13 protein-coding genes and 1 riboswitch are annotated in these 17,078 nt (G+C 76.3%); of the genes, 9 read left to right on the top strand and 4 right to left on the bottom strand.

Annotated elements, in window-relative coordinates; genetic code table 11:
• Positions 1-260: 260 nt before the first annotated feature.
• Positions 261-1,085 (bottom strand): lysozyme, encoded by an 825-nt coding sequence (locus RND61_RS24025; RefSeq protein ID WP_315880150.1) that lies wholly within the window; start codon positions 1,083-1,085, stop codon positions 261-263.
• Positions 1,086-1,309: 224 nt separating this feature from the next.
• A riboswitch (cobalamin riboswitch) is annotated at positions 1,310-1,508 on the top strand.
• 38 nt (positions 1,509-1,546) lie between these two features.
• On the opposite strand from RND61_RS24025, the gene RND61_RS24030 reads away from it, so the two are divergent.
• The 8 genes from RND61_RS24030 to RND61_RS24065 all read left to right on the top strand — a co-directional run bounded on the left by RND61_RS24030 (position 1,547) and on the right by RND61_RS24065 (position 11,171).
• A complete protein-coding gene (locus RND61_RS24030; RefSeq protein WP_315880151.1) occupies positions 1,547-2,584 on the top strand; it encodes an ABC transporter substrate-binding protein in 1,038 nt (345 codons plus the stop codon).
• Positions 2,581-3,594 carry a FecCD family ABC transporter permease gene (locus RND61_RS24035; RefSeq protein WP_315880152.1) on the top strand — a complete coding sequence of 338 codons (1,014 nt, stop codon included), beginning with the start codon at positions 2,581-2,583 and terminating at the stop codon, positions 3,592-3,594. Before RND61_RS24030 ends, RND61_RS24035 begins: the two co-directional genes overlap by 4 nt.
• A complete protein-coding gene (locus tag RND61_RS24040; RefSeq protein ID WP_315880153.1) occupies positions 3,591-4,430 on the top strand; it encodes an ABC transporter ATP-binding protein in 840 nt (279 codons plus the stop codon). The genes RND61_RS24035 and RND61_RS24040 overlap by 4 nt, the downstream gene beginning before the upstream one ends.
• A 51-nt stretch (positions 4,431-4,481) precedes the next feature.
• The gene (locus RND61_RS24045; protein WP_315880154.1) at positions 4,482-7,241 is read left to right on the top strand and encodes an ABC transporter substrate-binding protein; all 2,760 of its coding nucleotides are present in this window, start codon (positions 4,482-4,484) and stop codon (positions 7,239-7,241) included.
• Positions 7,242-7,391: 150 nt separating this feature from the next.
• Positions 7,392-8,678, top strand: coding sequence for an ROK family transcriptional regulator (locus RND61_RS24050; RefSeq protein ID WP_315880155.1), 1,287 nt, complete (start codon positions 7,392-7,394; stop codon positions 8,676-8,678).
• A 57-nt stretch (positions 8,679-8,735) separates the two neighbouring features.
• Positions 8,736-8,942: a hypothetical protein gene (locus RND61_RS24055; protein WP_315880156.1), complete on the top strand. Its 207-nt coding sequence runs from the start codon at positions 8,736-8,738 to the stop codon at positions 8,940-8,942.
• 139 nt (positions 8,943-9,081) lie between these two features.
• Positions 9,082-9,528, top strand: coding sequence for an SRPBCC family protein (locus RND61_RS24060; protein ID WP_315880157.1), 447 nt, complete (start codon positions 9,082-9,084; stop codon positions 9,526-9,528).
• A gap of 32 nt (positions 9,529-9,560) precedes the next feature.
• Positions 9,561-11,171, top strand: a complete 1,611-nt coding sequence (locus RND61_RS24065) for a phytoene desaturase family protein (protein ID WP_315880158.1) — start codon at positions 9,561-9,563, stop codon at positions 11,169-11,171.
• Between the two features lie 113 nt (positions 11,172-11,284).
• On the opposite strand, the gene RND61_RS24070 is transcribed toward RND61_RS24065, so the two are convergent.
• The gene (locus RND61_RS24070) at positions 11,285-12,259 is read right to left on the bottom strand and encodes an SDR family oxidoreductase (protein WP_315880159.1); all 975 of its coding nucleotides are present in this window, start codon (positions 12,257-12,259) and stop codon (positions 11,285-11,287) included.
• A gap of 218 nt (positions 12,260-12,477) precedes the next feature.
• Between RND61_RS24070 and RND61_RS24075 the strand changes: the two genes are divergently transcribed.
• Positions 12,478-13,233 carry an AAA family ATPase gene (locus RND61_RS24075; protein WP_315880160.1) on the top strand — a complete coding sequence of 252 codons (756 nt, stop codon included), beginning with the start codon at positions 12,478-12,480 and terminating at the stop codon, positions 13,231-13,233.
• Positions 13,234-13,429: 196 nt separating this feature from the next.
• Here the strand turns inward: RND61_RS24075 and RND61_RS24080 are convergent, their stop codons facing one another.
• Positions 13,430-15,238 (bottom strand): S8 family serine peptidase, encoded by a 1,809-nt coding sequence (locus tag RND61_RS24080; protein ID WP_315880161.1) that lies wholly within the window; start codon positions 15,236-15,238, stop codon positions 13,430-13,432.
• Between the two features lie 187 nt (positions 15,239-15,425).
• The gene (locus RND61_RS24085; RefSeq protein ID WP_315880162.1) at positions 15,426-16,349 is read right to left on the bottom strand and encodes a helix-turn-helix domain-containing protein; all 924 of its coding nucleotides are present in this window, start codon (positions 16,347-16,349) and stop codon (positions 15,426-15,428) included.
• Positions 16,350-17,078: the final 729 nt, after the last annotated feature.

Genomic DNA, 17,078 nt, shown 5'->3' on the forward strand with positions numbered 1-17,078 from the left:
GCCTCCCGCCGGGGCCCTCGTCGTCGCGCGCGCCGGCCGGTGACCCCGCGCGGACCGGGCCGGTCGGGCGGTGAAGGCCGCCCCGGCCCCCGCCGTCCGGCGCGTCCGGGCGGTGCCCGGCCCGCCCGGCGCCCGGCCCGCCCGGCGGGTACGCGCCGCCCGCCGCGCCCCCGTACGGGGCTGCGGTGTTCGGCCGTTGCCGTTGCCGTCGCCGTGCCCGCGCCCGTGTGCGTCCGCGCGGGCCCGTGGACGGGGGCCGGTCAGCCGTTGGCGAGGGCCTGGACGCGGTCGTAGGCGCCGTTGAACCGGTTGTGGTCGCCGACGATCGGGCCCGAGGAGGTGTACTGCCACATCGTGTGGTACGCCCAACCGGCGGGGAGTTCGCCCACGGTGGTGTTGTAGCGGGCGATCCACAGCGGATGGGCCGAGGCGAAGCCGCCGTAGTCGCCGGTGCACTGCCTCCACCAGCTCGTCGCCGTGTAGATCACCGCGTCGCGGCCGGTGCGGTACTTGTAGCGGGCGAGGAAGTCGCGGATCCAACTGACCATGCCGGCCTGGGTCTTGCCGTAGCAGGCCGCGCCGTAGGGGTTCCACTCGATGTCGAGCGCGCCCGGCAGGGTCTTCCCGTCGCGGGACCAGCCGCCGCCGTTGTCGACGAAGTAGTCGGCCTGGGCGGCGCCGCCGGCCGTGTCGGGGGTCGCGAAGTGGTACGCGCCCCGGATCATGCCGATGCCGTACGAGCCGTTGTACTGCTGCGGGAAGTACGGGTTCTTGTAGTACGTCCCCTCGGTGGCCTTCACGTAGGCCCACCGCACCCCGCTCGTCCAGAGGGCGGACCAGTCGACGTTGCCCTGGTGGCTGGAGACGTCCACGCCCTCCGTCTGGGTGGCGTAGGGGCCTGCGGGGACGCCGCCGACGCCGTCGTGGGCGGCGACGCCCGTCCCCATGCGGGCGCTGCCCCGGGGCGGCTTGCCGGGGCCGTCGGCGGCGCTCGCCGCTCCCGGGAGGGCCAGGAGGAGGGCCAGGACGGCGAGCAGGGCCGTGGCCATGGCGGTTCGGGTCGTTCCGGATCTGTGCACGGGCATGGCGTGCCTCCGAAAACCTGGTGTGAACATGACAGGTTACGCTTCACGCTACGCACGTAGAACGCGCCGCGGAAGGGCGAACGGAACCGCCGTTGGTCTACGCCACCGAAACCGGTGCCGAACTGCGGCGACGGCGGGGGTTTTCAGAGCCGGCCCCGCCCCGGCGCGGGCGCGTCCCCGCGGCCCGGCGGCCCCGCCCCCCGGACTCGACCCCCACCGGGCTGTGCTACGTTGCCGGGGCCAGTCGCACTCCGTACGCACGCGTACGACGAGTCAGGGAATCCGGTGCGAATCCGGAACTGACGCGCAGCGGTGAGGGTGACGGGCGGGGCAACCGATGCCACTGGGCCGCGCACCGGCCCGGGAAGGCGCCCCGTCCGGATGATCCCGAGTCCGAAGACCTGCTGGCGCACCGTACGGACGGGCCCCGCGCATGGGCCCTCGACACCGAGGACGGCTCCGTGCCCTTTCCGCGTCCAGCGCGCCTGCCCGCCGCCGCCCTGTGCGGCACCCTCCTCCTGACCGGCTGCGGCGGCGCCCCCTCCGACGGCTCCTCCCCGCCCCGGGACGACGCCGCGACCCGCGTGATCGAGAACTGCGGGCGCCGGGTCGAGATCACCGGGGACGGCCCGCGCCGCGCCGTCTCCCTCGACCAGGGCGCCACCGAGATCCTCCTCGCCCTCGGCCTCGCCGACCGCATGGCCGGCACGGCCACCTGGACCGACCCGGTCATGAAGGGGCTGGAGAAGGAGAACGCCCGCGTCGAGCGCCTCGCCGAGAACCAGCCGTCGTTCGAGAAGGTCCTCGACGCCGAACCCGACTTCGTCGCCGCCTCGTTCGCCTCCACCCTAGGCAAGGGCGGGGTCGCCACCCGCGACCGGTTCGAGCGGCTCGGCGTACCGACGTACCTCTCCCCGTCCGACTGCGAGGGCAAGGACAACAGCGGCGACGGCGACGGCGTCCGCACCCGGCCCCTCACCATGGCCGCCGTCCACGGCGAAGTGCGGGACCTGGCCCGCGTCTTCGGCGTGGAGGAGCGCGGCGACGCCCTCGTCCGGAGCCTCACCTCCCGCGTCGCCGAGGCGAAGAAGGGCCTCGACGCGTCGGACGTCACCCTCATGTACTGGTTCTCCGACGCCGAGTCCCCGTACCTGGCGGGCTGCTGCGGCGCGCCCGGCGTCATCACCCGCGAGCTCGGCGCGAAGAACGCCTTCGACGACACCACCGAGGAATGGCCCCAGGTCACCTGGGAGACGGTCGCCGACCGCAACCCCGACGTGCTCGTGATCGGCGACCTCACCCGCAGGTCGCAGACGGCGGAGAGCGCCGCCAAGAAGATCGAGTTCCTGGAGTCCCACCCCGTGACCCGGAACATGGACGCCGTGCGCCGCAAGCGGTACGTCCTGCTCAGCGGCCAGGCCATGAACCCGACCATCCGGACCGTCGAAGGCGTCGAACAGGTCGCCGCCGCCCTCCGCCGGTTCGGCCTCGCCCGGTGACCGCCGCCCTGCTGCGCACGGCGGCGGGGCTCGCGGCACTCGCCGTGTCCGTCGCCCTCGCCATCACCATCGGGCCCGCCGACATCGGCGTCACCGACGTGTGGTCCACCGTCGCCGCCCACCTCGGCGGCGCCCCGTCCGGCCTCACCGCGATCCGCGACGGCATCGTGTGGGAGCTGCGGCTGCCCCGGACCCTGCTCGCCGCCGTGTGCGGCGCCGGCCTCGCCGTGTGCGGGGCCGTCCTGCAGTCCCTGCTCCGCAACCCGCTCGCCGACCCCTTCGTCCTCGGTGTCTCCTCCGGGGCCTCCACCGGGGCGGTCCTCGTCGTCGTCCTCGGCGTCGGCGGGGGCGCGCTGTCGGTGTCCGCCGGGGCGTTCGCCGGAGCCGTCTGCTCGTTCGCGCTGATGATGCTGCTGAGCCACGTCCTCGGCGGCACCACCGACCGGGTCGTCCTCTCCGGCGTCGCCGCGATGCAGCTGTTCTCCGCCCTCACCTCCTTCGTCGTCGTCACCTCCGCCGACGCCGAGACGACCCGCGGGGTGCTGTTCTGGCTGCTCGGCTCCCTCGGCGGCGCCGGCTGGACCGACGTCGCGCTGTGCGCCGCCGCCCTCGCGGCCGTCCTCGCCGTCTGCCTGGCGTACGGCAGGACCCTCGACGCGTTCGCCTTCGGCCAGGACGCGGCGGCCGCCCTCGGCGTCCACGTCGCCCGCACCCGCGTCGTCCTGCTCTGCGCCACCGCCCTGCTCACGGCCGTACTCGTCAGCTCCGCCGGCGCCATCGGCTTCGTCGGCCTCGTCCTGCCGCACGCCGCCAAGGCCCTCGTCGGGCCCGGCCACACCCGGCTGCTGCCCGCCACCGCCCTCGGCGGGGCCGTGTTCCTCGTCTGGGTCGACACCCTGGCCCGCACCCTCCTCGAACCGCAGGAGGTCCCCGTCGGCGTCATGACCTCCCTGCTCGGCGTGCCGGCCTTCGTCCTCGTGCTGTACCGGACCAGGAAGGCCACCCGATGACCCTCGCCGCCGACCGCGTCACCCGCACCGCCGACGGGAAGGCCATCCTCGACGGCGTCACCCTCACGCCCCGCCCCGGCGGCGTCACCGGACTCCTCGGCCCCAACGGCTCCGGCAAGTCCACCCTGCTCCGCCTCCTCGCCGGTGTCCTCGCCCCCGCCTCCGGCGTCATCACCCTCGACGGCCGCCCCCTGCCCGACCTGCGGCGCAGGGACGTAGCCCGCCGCGTCGCCGTCGTCGAGCAGCAGGCCGACACCCTCGTCGAGCTGACCGTCGCCGACGTCGTACGCCTCGGCCGCGTCCCGCACCGCCGCGCCTGGAACCCGCCGTCCCCCGCCGACGAGCGGGCCGTACGCGACGCGCTCGCCCGCACCGGGCTCGCCGACCGCGCCGGACAGTCCTGGCACACCCTCTCCGGCGGCGAACGCCAGCGCGTCCAGATCGCCCGCGCCCTCGCCCAGGAGCCGCGCGAACTCCTCCTCGACGAACCGACCAACCACCTCGACATCCAGCACCAGCACGACCTGCTGGACCTCGTCGCCGCCCTCCCCGTCACCACCGTCGTCGCCCTGCACGACCTCAACCTGGCCGCCCTGTACTGCGACCACGTCGTCGTCCTCGCCCACGGCCGCGTCGCCGCCGCGGGAACCCCGCGCGACGTCCTCACCGAAGACCTCGTCGCCGACGTCTACGGCGTCCGCGCCGAGGTCACCACCCCGGACGGCGGCGACCGCCCCCACATCCGCGTCATCGGCACCCTCGCCCGCCACCGCCGCACCGCACCGGATTGTCCGGAAAGGCGGTTGCGTACCGCCGGTACGGGGCAGGACCTTTGACGCCCGTGTGACCGCCCGCGCGGGGGCGCGGGCCGGGGGAGGGGTACGCGCGTGACAACGGGGGAAACACAGGCCAGGATTCCGGCCTATCCGGGGGTCGAACGGTTCGTCGACGCCTTCGACAAGCTCGTGGTGCGACCGCGCCGAGGTCGCGGCCGCGTCCCGGTGGTGCTGCTGAGCGAACCGGGCGACGGACGGGCCGGCTGCCGCATCGTCGCCGGGCTGCGGTCCCGGCTCACCGGCCGCCACGGCCGGCTCGCGCCGCACGCCTACCTCACGGAGGCCGTCGGGGACCCGGCCGTCGCACCGCTGGAGCTGTACGAGCAGATCGCCTACCAGCTCGACGAGTCCATGCCGCACGGCAGCGGCCGGCTCCGCCTGCCCGCGTACCGGCTGCTGCGCGCCGTCGTCACCGCGCCCGCCGCCGGCGGCCTGATGGAGCGCCGCCCCAAGGAGCTGCGGGACCACTGCTACGCCCAGCACCGGGAGGTCTCCGGGCTCGCCCGCGGCCTGTGGTGGCTCGGCGGACGCGACCAGGCCAACGGCGGCACGCTCCTCGAACTGCTGTGGAACTTCGTCGCCGGCCCGCTCTTCCAGCGGCTGCCCCGCGCCCTGTACGGCCGCCGCGCCAGCCGGCGCATGCTGGGCCGGGCCCGCTCCGGCACCCGCCGCTGGTACGCGGAGTGGGTCCGCCAGCAACAGGGCACCCCGCCCACCGACTTCTTCCGCTCGGCGCTGGACCTCGTCGGCGGCGGGCCGGGCGGCGACCCCGAGCAGCTCGACCGCATCCTCGTCCACGCGCTCCTCGCCGACCTGGAGGCCGCGAGCCGCAAGCGCTGGTACGACCCGTGGCGCCGGCGCCGCGTCAGCCGCTTCGTCCTGCTGGTGGAGGAGGCCGGCCCCGCCGAGTCCCGAATCCAGCGGTTCCTGCGCGAACTGCGCTCCGCCATGGAGGACCTGAGGTGCACGTCGGTGGTGGCGGTGGCGGGCGGGGTGCGTACGCTCGCCAGCCGCATCCCCGACATCGAGGCCCCCGGGCTGGCCGCCGCGGGCGCGGAGCTGCACCGCATCGCCCAGCACGGCATCCCGCCGGGCCGCCCCTCCGGCATGGTCGTCCCCGTGTCCGAGGGCCCGGAGGACGACCAGGCAGCGACGTACTGGCTCGGCCGCTGGCCCACGCTCGCGCCGCCCGCGCACCGCTGGGGCCCGGGCGCCGAGATCGCCGCGGCCGCCGGTGCCGCGCTGCTCGCCCTGGTGGTGGTGGCGGGCCTGGTGGCGGGCGTGCCGTTCGGTCACAGTGGTCCGGACCCGTGTCTCGGCTCCACGTTCCTCGGCACCGACGGGCAGTGCGTCGGCGTCGCCGAGGGCGCGGCGTCGTTCGGGACGGTCGACGGGGAGCGGGCCGTACGGGACGTGCTCGAGCGCATCGAGCGGCAGAACGAGGCCGTGGAGCGGGAACTCGCCGGCCGCGCCCCCGACCGCAACCGGCCCGGGGCCCGCACCGTCGTCTACTTCGGGCCGCTCAGCGGCGGCAGGGACGCCGAGGACCCGGTGCGCGGCGGCACGCTCGCCGAACTGCGCGGCCTCGCCCTGGCCCAGGCGTTCGTCAACGCGCAGGCCCTGGGGTCGGGCGAGCGGGTGCCCCTGAGGGTCCTCGCCGCCAACGCGGGCGACCGGTTCAAGGACGCCCCGGAGGTCGCCCACCGGATCGTCGAACTCGCCGCCCGGGACCGGTCCATCGTCGGGGTCGTCGGTTTCGGCCAGAGCCGCCGCCGCACGTACGAGGCGATGCGGGTCTTCGACGAGGCCGGCCTGCCGATGGTCGGCACGTCCGGCACCTCCGACGAACTCCTCGCCCAGGGCGAGCACTACTACCAGACCGCGCCCACCGACTCCCGCGCCGGTCGGGTCATGGCGGCGTTCGCCCGGCACGCCCCCCTGGCGGACGGCCGCCCGGCGCGGCGGATCCGGCTCGTCGCCGACCCGTCCGACGCCTACAGCGCCGGCCTCGCCACCGCCTTCCGCGCCGCGTACGGCGCCGGGCGCATCGCCACGCTGCTGTACACCCCGACCGACGCGCCCGAGCCGTCCGCCGTGCCCGGCACGCTGGCGGGCACCCGGGTCGCCACCACCGACGACCTGGCGCGCGAGGTGTGCCGCGCGGTCGCCGAGGAGCCCGGCACGGCCGTGGTGTGGGCGGGGCGCGGCAGCCACTTCCAGCTCTTCCTCGGCGAACTCGCCCGCGGCGCGCGGACCTGCCCGAAGCTGAGCGTCCTCGGCGGCGACGACGTCACCAACGCGCTGACCGAGGAGCACCGCCCCTGGGAGGTCTTCCCCGGACTGGACCTGTACTACGTGTCGCACGGCCGGGCACCGGCCCTCGCGCGCGACAGCGGCGAGGCGGCGGCCTTCCTCGCCGCGTACGACCGCACGTACGCGAAGGACCACGGCGTCCGCACCGGCTCCATGCGCCAGGACGCCCACGTCGCGCTCGCCTGGGACGCCATGCGCTACCTCGCCGAGGGCGTCGACCAGGCGTGGCGGGGCACCGGCGGCCGCGACGACCGCCTCGACCGGCGGTTGCTCCAGGCCGTGCTGTACCAGGGGCTGGGCGGGGGCGGCTTCGACGGCGCCACCGGCTGGATCGACGCGCACGGCGCGGCGGGCGGCGAGCGCTCCACCCGGCAGAAGCTGATCGCGGTGGAGCGCGGCGGGCCGTCGGGCGCGCGGACCGTGCTGCTGTGCGGGGCGGTCGCGCACGGCGACGTGCGCGAGCGGTGGGGGAGCGGCCGGGGGCACCCCTGCCCCTGACGGACGGGGGCCGCCGTGCGGCGGCCTCCGCGCGGCATGTCCCCTCACCACTTAATTTAGTCCGTGATTTAAGCTGTTCCGTGTGAAGTCGGCCGTCACGGCCCCGAGCGGGGACAATGGCGCGACGGGGTCGGCGGGAAGGGGCGGGACATGGCGGGACGAACGGGGCGGACGGTCTACGACCTGCGCAGGAGCAACAGGGCCGCCGTGCTGCGGTGCCTGTACTTCGACGGACCCCTCAGCCGCCAGGAGCTCGGCCCCGCCACCGGCCTCAGCTCCGGCACCATCAGCAACGTCGTCGGCGACCTCGTCGCGGACGGGCTGGTCGAGGAGGCCGGCAGCGTCGAGTCCGACGGCGGACGCCCCCGCATCCTCGTGCGCGTCGCCCCGGCGAGCGGGCACCTCATCGGCGTCGACATCGGCGAGACCCGTGTCCGCGTCGAGCTGTTCGACCTGGCGCTCACCGAACTCGCCCGCACCGAACGCCCCCTGACCGGCGGCGGCTACGACGTCGACGGCATCGTCGGCCACGTCCGCGACGGCGTCGACGAGGTGCTGCGCCGCACGGACGTGGCGGCCGGGACCCTCCTCGGCGTCGGCGTCGGCGTGCCCGGCATCGTGGCGCGCGCCCCCGAGCGCGGCGCCGTCGTCCACGGCCAGACCATCGGCTGGGACGCGGTCCCCCTGGAGGACCTGCTCAGAGAGACCAGCGGCCTGCCCGCCTCGGTGCCCTTCCTGATCGAGAACGGCGCCAGGACCCTCGGCCAGGCCGAGATGTGGTTCGGCGCCGGGCGCGGCGCCCGCAGCGTCGCCGTCGTCCTCCTCGGGTCCGGCGTGGGCGCCTGCCACGTCACCGACGTCGCCCAGCAGGGCCGCGCCCTGGAGTGGGGACACCTGACCGTCCAGGTCGGCGGTCGCCGCTGCCGCTGCGGCGCCCCCGGCTGCCTGGAGGCGTACGTCGGCGCGGGCGCCCTGCTCGACCGGTGGCGGGAGGCGGGCGGACGGCCCCCGGCCGGCACGGACGAGGAGGCCGCGCTGGCCGCGCTGGCCGACGCCGCGTACCCGCCCGGCGGTGATCCCGACCCGGTGGCCCGCGCGGTGCTGCGGGAGGCCGCCGAGTACCTCGGCGCGGGGCTGTCGGGGCTCGTCAACCTGTTCCAGCCGGAGAGGATCCTCGTCGGCGGCTGGGCCGGTCTCCGGCTGGGCCCGCGCTTCCTCGACGACGTGCGCGAGCACGCCACCGCGTACTCCCTGGCGTATCCGGCGGACCGGGTCGCCCTGGACCTCGGCGCGCTGGGCCCGGACGCGGTCACGGTCGGCGCGGCCACCCTCCCCCTGGCCGGTTTCCTCGAAGCCGGCGGCCACCGCCCGCCGTCCGCCCGGCCCGCGCAGACCCCCGCCTGGCAGGCCGCCCTGGAGTCCCGCGTCCTCACCTGACGGCCCGCCCGCCCGGCCGGAGGTTAGCGGGGCCGGGAGCGAGGAACACGGGGGTGCATGAAGCAGACGAAGCGCACGCCGGAAACCGCCGCGGAAGAAGTCCTGCACGAGTTCGAGGAGGCGGAGCTCCGGCTCGACGACGGAGAGGCCGGGAAGAACGACGGCGAGGCGGCCGACGCCCTCACCCCCAGCCGGTCCGCCCAGGAGTCCGTGCGGGGGCGCGGCCCGGACGACGAGGACGCGCCCGGACCGGGGCGGCGGTAGGGCCGCCACGGGCCCCGCGCCCGCCCCGCCGCAGCACCCCGCCGGTTTGACCGGCTGCTGCCGGGTCACCCGTGGGGGGCGCGTCGACACAGACCGTCACTTCGTGCACACGGGTGACCCCGGCCCCGGAGGAACTGGCATGGCTGTACGGCACCACCTCATACAGAGCCCGCCATCGGCGGTGTGGGAGGTCCTCAGCGACCCCGACAAGTACGCCGAATGGGTCGTCGGCACCGAGGAGACCCACCCCCTGTACGGCACCTGGCCCGAGGTGGGCGCCTCCCTCCAGTACACCGTCGCGCTCGGTCCGGTCCGTTTCGAGGGCTCCACCGTGGTCCGCCGCCTGGAGCCGCCGAACCGGCTGGAACTGGAGGTCGAGAGCGGACCCGCCGGCACCGCCCGCGTCGCCGTCGAGATCATCCCCTGGGGCGAGGGCACCCTCGTCATCGTCGACGAGCACCCCCTGCGCGGCCCGGGCGCGCGGCTGCACAACGTGGTCCTCGAAGCGGCCATCCAGCTCCGCCACCGCCGCATGCTGCGCCGCCTCGCCGAAGTCGTCGAGGGCGCGCACACCGCCGCGGCCTGACCGCCGCCGCCGAACGCGGGAGGAGACCTGCCATGCCCGACGCCGTCGTCGTGGGGGCCGGGCCCAACGGCCTGGTCGCCGCCAACCTGCTCGCCGACCGCGGCTGGACGGTGGAGGTCCTGGAGGCCCAGGACGAGCCGGGCGGTGCCGTGCGCAGCGACCGCGGCGTCGACCCCGACCACGTCAGCGACCTGTTCAGCTCGTTCTACCCGCTCACCGCCGCCTCCCCGGTCATCCGCTCCCTGCGCCTCCACGAGTGGGGCCTGCGCTGGAGCCACGCCCCGGCCGTCGTCGCCCACCCGCTGCTCGACGGCCGCTGCGCCGTGCTCGAACGCGACCCGGAGCGCACCGCCGCCGGACTGGAGTCCTTCGCACCCGGTGACGGCGCCGCCTGGCAGGGCCTGTACGACCTCTGGGACCGCGTCCGCGCCGACGCGCTGAGCGCCCTGTTCACGCCGTTCCCGCCGGTGCTGCCCGGCCTGCGGCTCGCCGCCCGGCTGGGCGCCGCCGACGGGCTGCGCCTCGTCCGCACGGCCCTGCTGCCGGCGCGGCGGCTGGGCGAGGAGACCTTCGCCGGGGACGGCGGGCGGCTGCTGCTCGCCGGGAACGCCCTGCACGCCGACCTGACGCCCGAGACGGCGCTCGGCGGCGGCTTCGGCTGGCTGATGTGCATGCTCGGCCAGAGCTTCGGCTTCCCCGTCCCCTCCGGCGGGGCGGACGCCCTCACCGAAGCCCTGGTCCGCCGCCTCGTCGACCGGGGCGGCACCGTCCGCTGCGGGCGACGCGTCACCGAGGTGACGGTGCGCGGCGGCCGGGCGCGCGGCGTGCGCACCGCCGACGGGGAGACCGTCGCGGCGCGCCGCGCCGTCCTCGCCGACGTGCCGGCACCCGCCCTGTACGGCGGGCTCGTCGCCTGGGACCACCTGCCCGACCGGCTCCGCGACGACATGCGACGCTTCCAGTGGGACTTCGGGACGGTGAAGGTCGACTGGGCCCTGGACCGGCCCGTCCCCTGGGCCGCGGAGGGGCCGGCCCGCGCCGGGACCGTGCACCTCGCGGACGGCGTCGACGAACTCACCCGCTTCGCCGCCCAGATCGCCAGGCGCCTCGTCCCGGACCGGCCGTTCATGGTCATGGGCCAGATGACCACCGCCGACCCGTCCCGCTCGCCCGCCGGCACCGAGTCGGCGTGGGCGTACACCCACGTCCCGCGCACCGTCGCGGGCGACGCGGGCCCGGACGGCATCACCGGCGCGTGGACGCAGGACGACCGGCAGCGGATGGCGGACCGCATGGAGGCGGTCGTCGAGCGGTACGCGCCCGGCTTCCGCGCGGCGGTGCGGGCCCGCCGCGTCCTGGCGCCGCCCACGATGGAGGCCATGGACGCCAACCTCCGGGACGGCGCCATCAACGGCGGCACGTCCGCGCTCCACCAGCAACTGGTGTTCCGCCCCGTACCGGGCACCGGCCGCCCCGAGACGCCGGTACGGGGCCTCTACCTGGCGTCCGCCTCCGCCCACCCGGGCGGCGGCGTGCACGGCGCGCCCGGCGCCAACGCGGCGCGGGCGGCGCTGCGGACCAGCGGGGCGTCCGTGTCGGCGCTGTTCACGACGGGGCAGCGGCTCCTCACCCCCCGCCGCTGACGGGCCCCCCTCTCCGGGTCCGGCCGGACGGCGGAGAGGGGGATCCCGCGAAGTGGGATGCCGGGGAGCGGGGGTGCCACCCGCCCGAACCGCCTCAGCGGCCCGAACCGCCTTCAGTGGCGGGCCCGCCGCACCACCCCGGCCGCCGTCACCGCGACCGCCGCCGCCGCGCCGGCACGCCGACCCGCCGTGCGGACCGTGCCGTGCCAGCCGCCTCCCACGGTGCCCGGCCCCGGCGGCGGCGCGAAGAGGGTCCCGTCGTCGTGCGGGGCGCTCTCGCCCCGCACGAAGTGGGTGCGGTCGACCTTCACCGCCAGCACCCCCTCCAACGCGCCCGGGGCGGCCGCCGCGAGCAGCCGCAGCGACCGCGTCGACACGCCCACGAAGACCTCGCGCCGCGGCCTGCGCACGGCGCCCACGATCGCCCGGGCCACGCGGCGCGGCGTGTAGATCGGCGGCATGGCCCGCACCCTGCGGCCGGTGCGGTTGGCCAGGTGCTGGAAGAACGGCGTGTCGACGGTGGCCGGGAGCACCGTGCACACGTGGACGCCCCGCTCGCCCGCCAGCCGCAGCTCCTGCCGCAGCGTGGCGTCGAAGGCCAGCAGCGCGTGCTTCGACATCGTGTACGCGCCGTTGTACGGCGACGAGACCAGGCCCAGCACCGACGCCACGTCGACCAGGACGCCCGCGCCCCGGCGCCGCATCACCGGCAGCACCGCCCGCGCCCCGTTGACGCACCCCAGGACGTTCACGTCGAGCACGCGGCGCACCTCGTCGGCCGGTACGTCCTCCACGGCGCCGAACACGGCGACCGCCGCCGCGTTCACCCACACGTCGACGCGCCCGTACTCCCGTACCGCGCGCCGGGCGAGCTCCGCGACGGCCGCCTCGTCCGCCACGTCGACCGGCTGGACGACCGCCCGGGCGCCCCGGTGGGCGCGGCACTCGCGGGCTACCGCCTCCAACGCCTCCGTCCCGCGCGCGGCGAGCACCAGCGCGGCGCCGTGCCGGGCGAACTCCAGCGCGGTCGCCCTGCCGATCCCGCTGGACGCCCCGGTGATGACCACGACCAGGTCCTTGGTGTGCACGTCGGCCTCCGGAACCCTCTCGACGGTCGGGCGAACGCGGGACGGAGTACCCGCGCCCGCCCACCTCCACTCCCCCCCGCCCCCGCCGGATCCGCGCATCGGCTCGCCGCCCCACGGGCACCGTCCGCCCCGCCCGCCGCGGTGGGCGGCGACGCGGTCATGCTGGTGGTACGCGGACGACACCGGTGCGGCCGGACGACCCGGGGAGGAGGCACGCCGTGCGGGAGCGGGAAGGAGTGCCGGACGTGCGGGAAGGAGTGCCGGACGTGGCGGTCCTGGTCGGGCTGCAGGCGTCCGGGAAGTCGACGTTCTACCGGCAGTGCCTCGCCGACCGGTACGTCCTGGTCGGCAAGGACCTGTTCCCGCGCGGCGCCCGGAACAAGCAGCGGCGGCAGATGGCCCTCGTCGAGGAGGCCCTGGCCGCGGGCCGGCCGGTGGCGGTCGACAACACCAACCCGTCCTCCGAGGAGTGGGGTCCCCTGCTGGCGGCGGCCCGCGCCCACGGCGCGACCGCCACGGCCTACTGGTTCCCGCCGGACGTGGCCGGTTCGCTGCGCCGCAACGCCGCGCGGCGGGGCCGGGAGCGGGTACCGGAAGTGGGCCTCTACGCCACGCTCGGCCGGTTGCGCGCCCCGTCGCGCTCCGACGGGTTCGACGCCGTGCTGGAGGTCCGGTTCGACGGCCGCGGCGGGTTCGCCGTGCGTCCGGTGCCCGGTGGGGAGGCGCCGCCCGGTCGGAGGCATCCCGCCGGGCCTCCCGGGTACCCGCCGGGCGACGTACAGGATCCGACGCACGGAGGAGGGATCGAGGTGACCGTGCCCGAGGAGAACCGGCCGAAGACCACCACCACGGACGATGTCATCGAGTCCACCGACACGGACGACCAGCGGGAACGGCAGCCCGGCGGCACCGGCCGCTCCCTGCGCGAGGCGATGGAGGAGGCGGGCGTCAAGCGCGAGGACTACGAGGAGTAGCCGGCGGACGGCCGGTGCCCGGCGCGCCCCCGACCGCCGGACGCCGGCCGGGCCGGCAGGCCGGCGGCCGGCTCGGGGAGCCGAAGGGGCGGCGGGTACCGGGGGACGGACGCGCTCGGCGCTCCACGCCCGCGCACGACCGTCCCCTCGACGCCCGCTGAAAGCGCCCGGAGGCGCGGTCCGCCGCAGGGAGGGCCTAGAAGGTGAGGTTCCAGGCGTCGATCCTGCCGGTGTCCCGCGTCGCGACGTCCCGGACGCGGAGCTTCCACGTGCCGGCCGCGGTCTCCGCGGAGGCGTCGACCGTGTACGTCTTCACCACGTCGTCGCCGCTGTCGCCGTTGGCGAAGTCCTCCAGCGGGTACACCGTCCCGTCGGGGGCCACCAGCGAGACGACCAGGTCGCCGCGGTAGGTGTGCTTGATGTCCACGCCCACCTTCAGGGCGGCCGGTGCGCTGCCGTCGAGGCCGGTGACGGTGATCGGGCTCTCCACCGTGGCGTTGTCGGCGACGGCCACGTCGGCCGGGTTCTCGAAGTACCTGCCCGGCGCGGGCGGCGTCGTCCCGCCGGTGACCGCCTTCAGCGCGTCGGTCTGGCCCTCGCCGAAGAACCCGTTGTTCGCGGTCGTGCCGGTGCAGCGGCTGTCGGCCGGGCAGGCGGTGTCGGTGGCCTGCGACGCCAACCGGGCCCGCAGGTCCGCCGGGGTGAGGGAGGGGTCGGCGCTCGCCATCAGCGCGGCGACACCGGCCACGTGCGGCGACGCCATCGACGTGCCGTTCATGTTGCCGTACGTCCCGCCCGGCAGCGTGGAGTAGATGCCGGACGAGCCGTCACCGCCCGGCGCGGCGATGTCGATGACGTCGCGGCCGAAGTTGGAGTACGACGCCTTCACGTTGCCGCGGCCCATGGCGGAGACCGTGACGACCCCCGGCAGTTCGGTCGGGATGTCGACGCACGCGTTGGTGATGCGGCGGCTCACCGGGGTCGAGTCGTTGGGGCTCGACGTGTCGGTGGTCTTGTTCGCCAGGTCGTAGGAGGAGTTGCCGGCGGCGGCGACCTGGAGGGAGCCCTTGCCCTCGGCGTACGCCTGGGCCCGCCGGACGCCCTCGATGATGGCGGCCTGGTCCGGGTCGTCCGGGCAGTTGAACATCCACGGGTCGGTGTAGTAGCTGTTGTTGGTGACCTTGAAGCCGTGGTCGCCGGCCCACATGAACCCGCAGATGGTGTTCTCGGCGTAGAACAGCGCGGTGCCCGGCTCCGCGATGCGGACCGAGGAGATCCGCACGCCCGGTGCGACGCCGACGACGCCCTTGCCGTTCTTCGCGGCGGCGATCGTCCCCGCGACGTGCGTGCCGTGGGTGTCCACGTCGCGCCAGGCGCCGGGGCGGGTGTCGGGCCTGCCGTAGGCGCAGGAGACCGAGTCGGCGGCGTTGAAGTTGGGCGCGATGTCCTGGTGGAGGTCGTCGACGCCGGTGTCCAGGACGCCGACCTTGACGGCGGCGGAGCCGGTGGTCACCGCCCACGCCTGGTCCGCCTTGATCTGGGTCATGTCCCAGCGGTTGGACTCGGTGAGCGTCGTCGGGCTCTGCGCCGGGGCGGTCGGGAGGGCCGGGGCGTACGCGTCGGCCGGCACGTCCGAGGTGCGGGTCGCGCCGACGTGCTGCACGCCGGCGACGCCGCGCATCCTGGCGGCGAAGGCGGTGGACGTGGAGTGGGCGACGACGACGCCGATCGCGTCGTGGTGCGCGAAGACCGTACCGCCGTTGCCGGTGACGGCGGCGCGGACGGCCGAGGTGTCTCCCGGAGCGGTGATCACCAGGTACGCGCGGGTGCCCGCGGCCCAGGTGCCGGCCGGGCCCGCCGCGTTGGCCGCCGTGGTGGCCGGCGCGGCTGCCGGGGTCCGCGGGGTGGCCGCGGCGGGGGCCGCGGGGACCGCGAGGGCGACGGCCGCGCCGAGGGCGGCGACGGCGGCCGAGCGCCTGAGCCCGGCGGATATGTGGGGAAGCATGTGTCCTCCGAAGGCCCGGCGGCACGGGTGGTGCCGGCCGGGGTGAAGAAGTGGTCGACGCGCAAGATCTCATCCGGGGGCGCGTCGAGGGAAGTGCCGTTTCGACGCGGGCCGTTCGGCACCCCGGTGCCCGGTCGTTCCCCCGTGGCCGGAAAGCGGCTTGCGGTCGGCCCGCGGTGCCGGTGCGTCAGCGGTCCGCTTCGGCGACCTGCCGGGCCAGCGCGGCGCGCAGCCAGTCGTCCACGGCGCCGAACGTCGGCTCCGGGGAGGCGGTCGCCTCGGCGGTGAGCTGCCAGAAGCGGTCGATGTGGGGGTGGGCGACCTCGTCGAGGAAACGGCTCAGCCGCCGCCGGAACTCCGGGGTGTCGCGGGTGTCGCGCATCGCGGCGTGGGCGGCCACGAAGCAGTCGAGCGCCTCCCCCTCGGAGGGTCCGCGCCGTGCCCGCACGTCGGGCGCCGCCAGCGCGAACGCCTCGACGAGCCCGTCGTACAGCACCGCCGGACGGCACGTCCCGCCCGGGGCGCTCGCGACCGGCCGGCACACGCTGACCGCGCCGGTGGCGTCCGTCGCCAGGGCGTTCAGCCGGGCGAAGGCCAGGACCTGCGCGGGAGTCGGGTCCTCGGGCGGCGGCGGCACCGCCGAGTCGGTGATCGACGAGAGCAGCCGGGCCGGCAGCCGCGGCGGCAGCACCCGCCGCAGGAAGCGCGCCACCGGAGCCGTACTGGGCGGTGCGTCCAGCGTCCCGATCAGCCGCAACCGGTCGGCGCGCTCCTTTGCCGGACAGTCCCGCAGCAGCCGCAGGGCGGCCTCCCGCCAGCGCAGCGCCGCCATCCGGGAGCCCAGTTCGCGCAACTGGCCCGCGATGACGTCCTCCAGGGCGTCCTCCCGGTCCAGGACCCGGCCGACCTCCGCGACGGGGAGGTCGAGGCCGCGCAGCGACCGGATCAGCCGCAGCCGGTCGAGCGCCTCCGGGCCGTACCGGCGGTGGCCGCCGGCGCTGCGCGAGGTCTCCGGCAGCAGCCCCAGGTCCGAGTAGAACCGCACGGCCTTCACGGTGGCGCCCGCGCGCTCGGCGAGCTCCCCGATGCTCCACGTCCCGTCGGTGGACACCCCTTTCACCTCCCTCGGCGGGGAGCCCCACGGTACCGGGGCGCGCGGGCGCGCCGGTACCGCGGGGGAGCGGAGGCGAACCGCCGCCCACACCGGCCGCGTCCCGGGCCCGGGCCCCGGCGGCGGCCCGGTACGCCGGTGCTGCCGGAGCCGTACGGGCCGGCCGCCGCCCGGAGCGCCGCCGTGCGTCCCGCGGAAGCACCGGCCGGCCAGGGGGGCGTTGACGTACGCGTCGCCGCAGCGGACGCGGGAGGGCGCGGCCCCGCCGCCCCGGTGCCGCCGTCGTCGGTGGACAGCGCCGGTGCCGGACCGCACGCCCGCGACGACCGCAGCGCCCGAGACGACCGCGACGACCGCGGTGGCGGTGGTGGCGCGCGGGGCGGTGCGCCGCGACGGGCGGGGTACGGGGGACACGTGCCCTCCTCCTCTCCTTCCGCGGGGAGGGGAACGCGGACGGGAGCGCCGGGGGACGGCCCCGGCCCGACAGTTACAGGTCACCTCTGCGACCGGCTCTTGTCCTGAAGGCGCGGGTCGAGGTCCGTCAGGTGGACGCGCGGTGGCGGTACCCGGTCCTCGCCGCCCGCGTCGTGGCCGCCGGGAGCCGGTCGGCCGGGCCCGCGGGCGTACGGGCGCACCGCCCGGGTGCCGCCCGGCCCCGGGCCCCGAAACCACCACCGAACCGGGCGAACCGCAGCCGCCGCGCACGCCCTCCCGAACGCCCCACCGGCA

Source organism: Streptomyces tamarix (genome assembly GCF_032423885.1).
Taxonomy (GTDB): domain Bacteria; phylum Actinomycetota; class Actinomycetes; order Streptomycetales; family Streptomycetaceae; genus Streptomyces; species Streptomyces tamarix.

Bases quoted from the DNA above. Each gene is read 5' to 3' on its own strand.
- RND61_RS24025 (WP_315880150.1), bottom strand. From the start codon at position 1,085: ATGCCCGTGCACAGATCCGGAACGACCCGAACCGCCATGGCCACGGCC.
- RND61_RS24040 (WP_315880153.1), top strand. From the start codon at position 3,591: ATGACCCTCGCCGCCGACCGCGTCACCCGCACCGCCGACGGGAAGGCC.
- RND61_RS24050 (WP_315880155.1), top strand. From the start codon at position 7,392: ATGGCGGGACGAACGGGGCGGACGGTCTACGACCTGCGCAGGAGCAAC.
- RND61_RS24055 (WP_315880156.1), top strand. From the start codon at position 8,736: ATGAAGCAGACGAAGCGCACGCCGGAAACCGCCGCGGAAGAAGTCCTG.
- RND61_RS24060 (WP_315880157.1), top strand. From the start codon at position 9,082: ATGGCTGTACGGCACCACCTCATACAGAGCCCGCCATCGGCGGTGTGG.
- RND61_RS24065 (WP_315880158.1), top strand. From the start codon at position 9,561: ATGCCCGACGCCGTCGTCGTGGGGGCCGGGCCCAACGGCCTGGTCGCC.
- RND61_RS24080 (WP_315880161.1), bottom strand. From the start codon at position 15,238: ATGCTTCCCCACATATCCGCCGGGCTCAGGCGCTCGGCCGCCGTCGCC.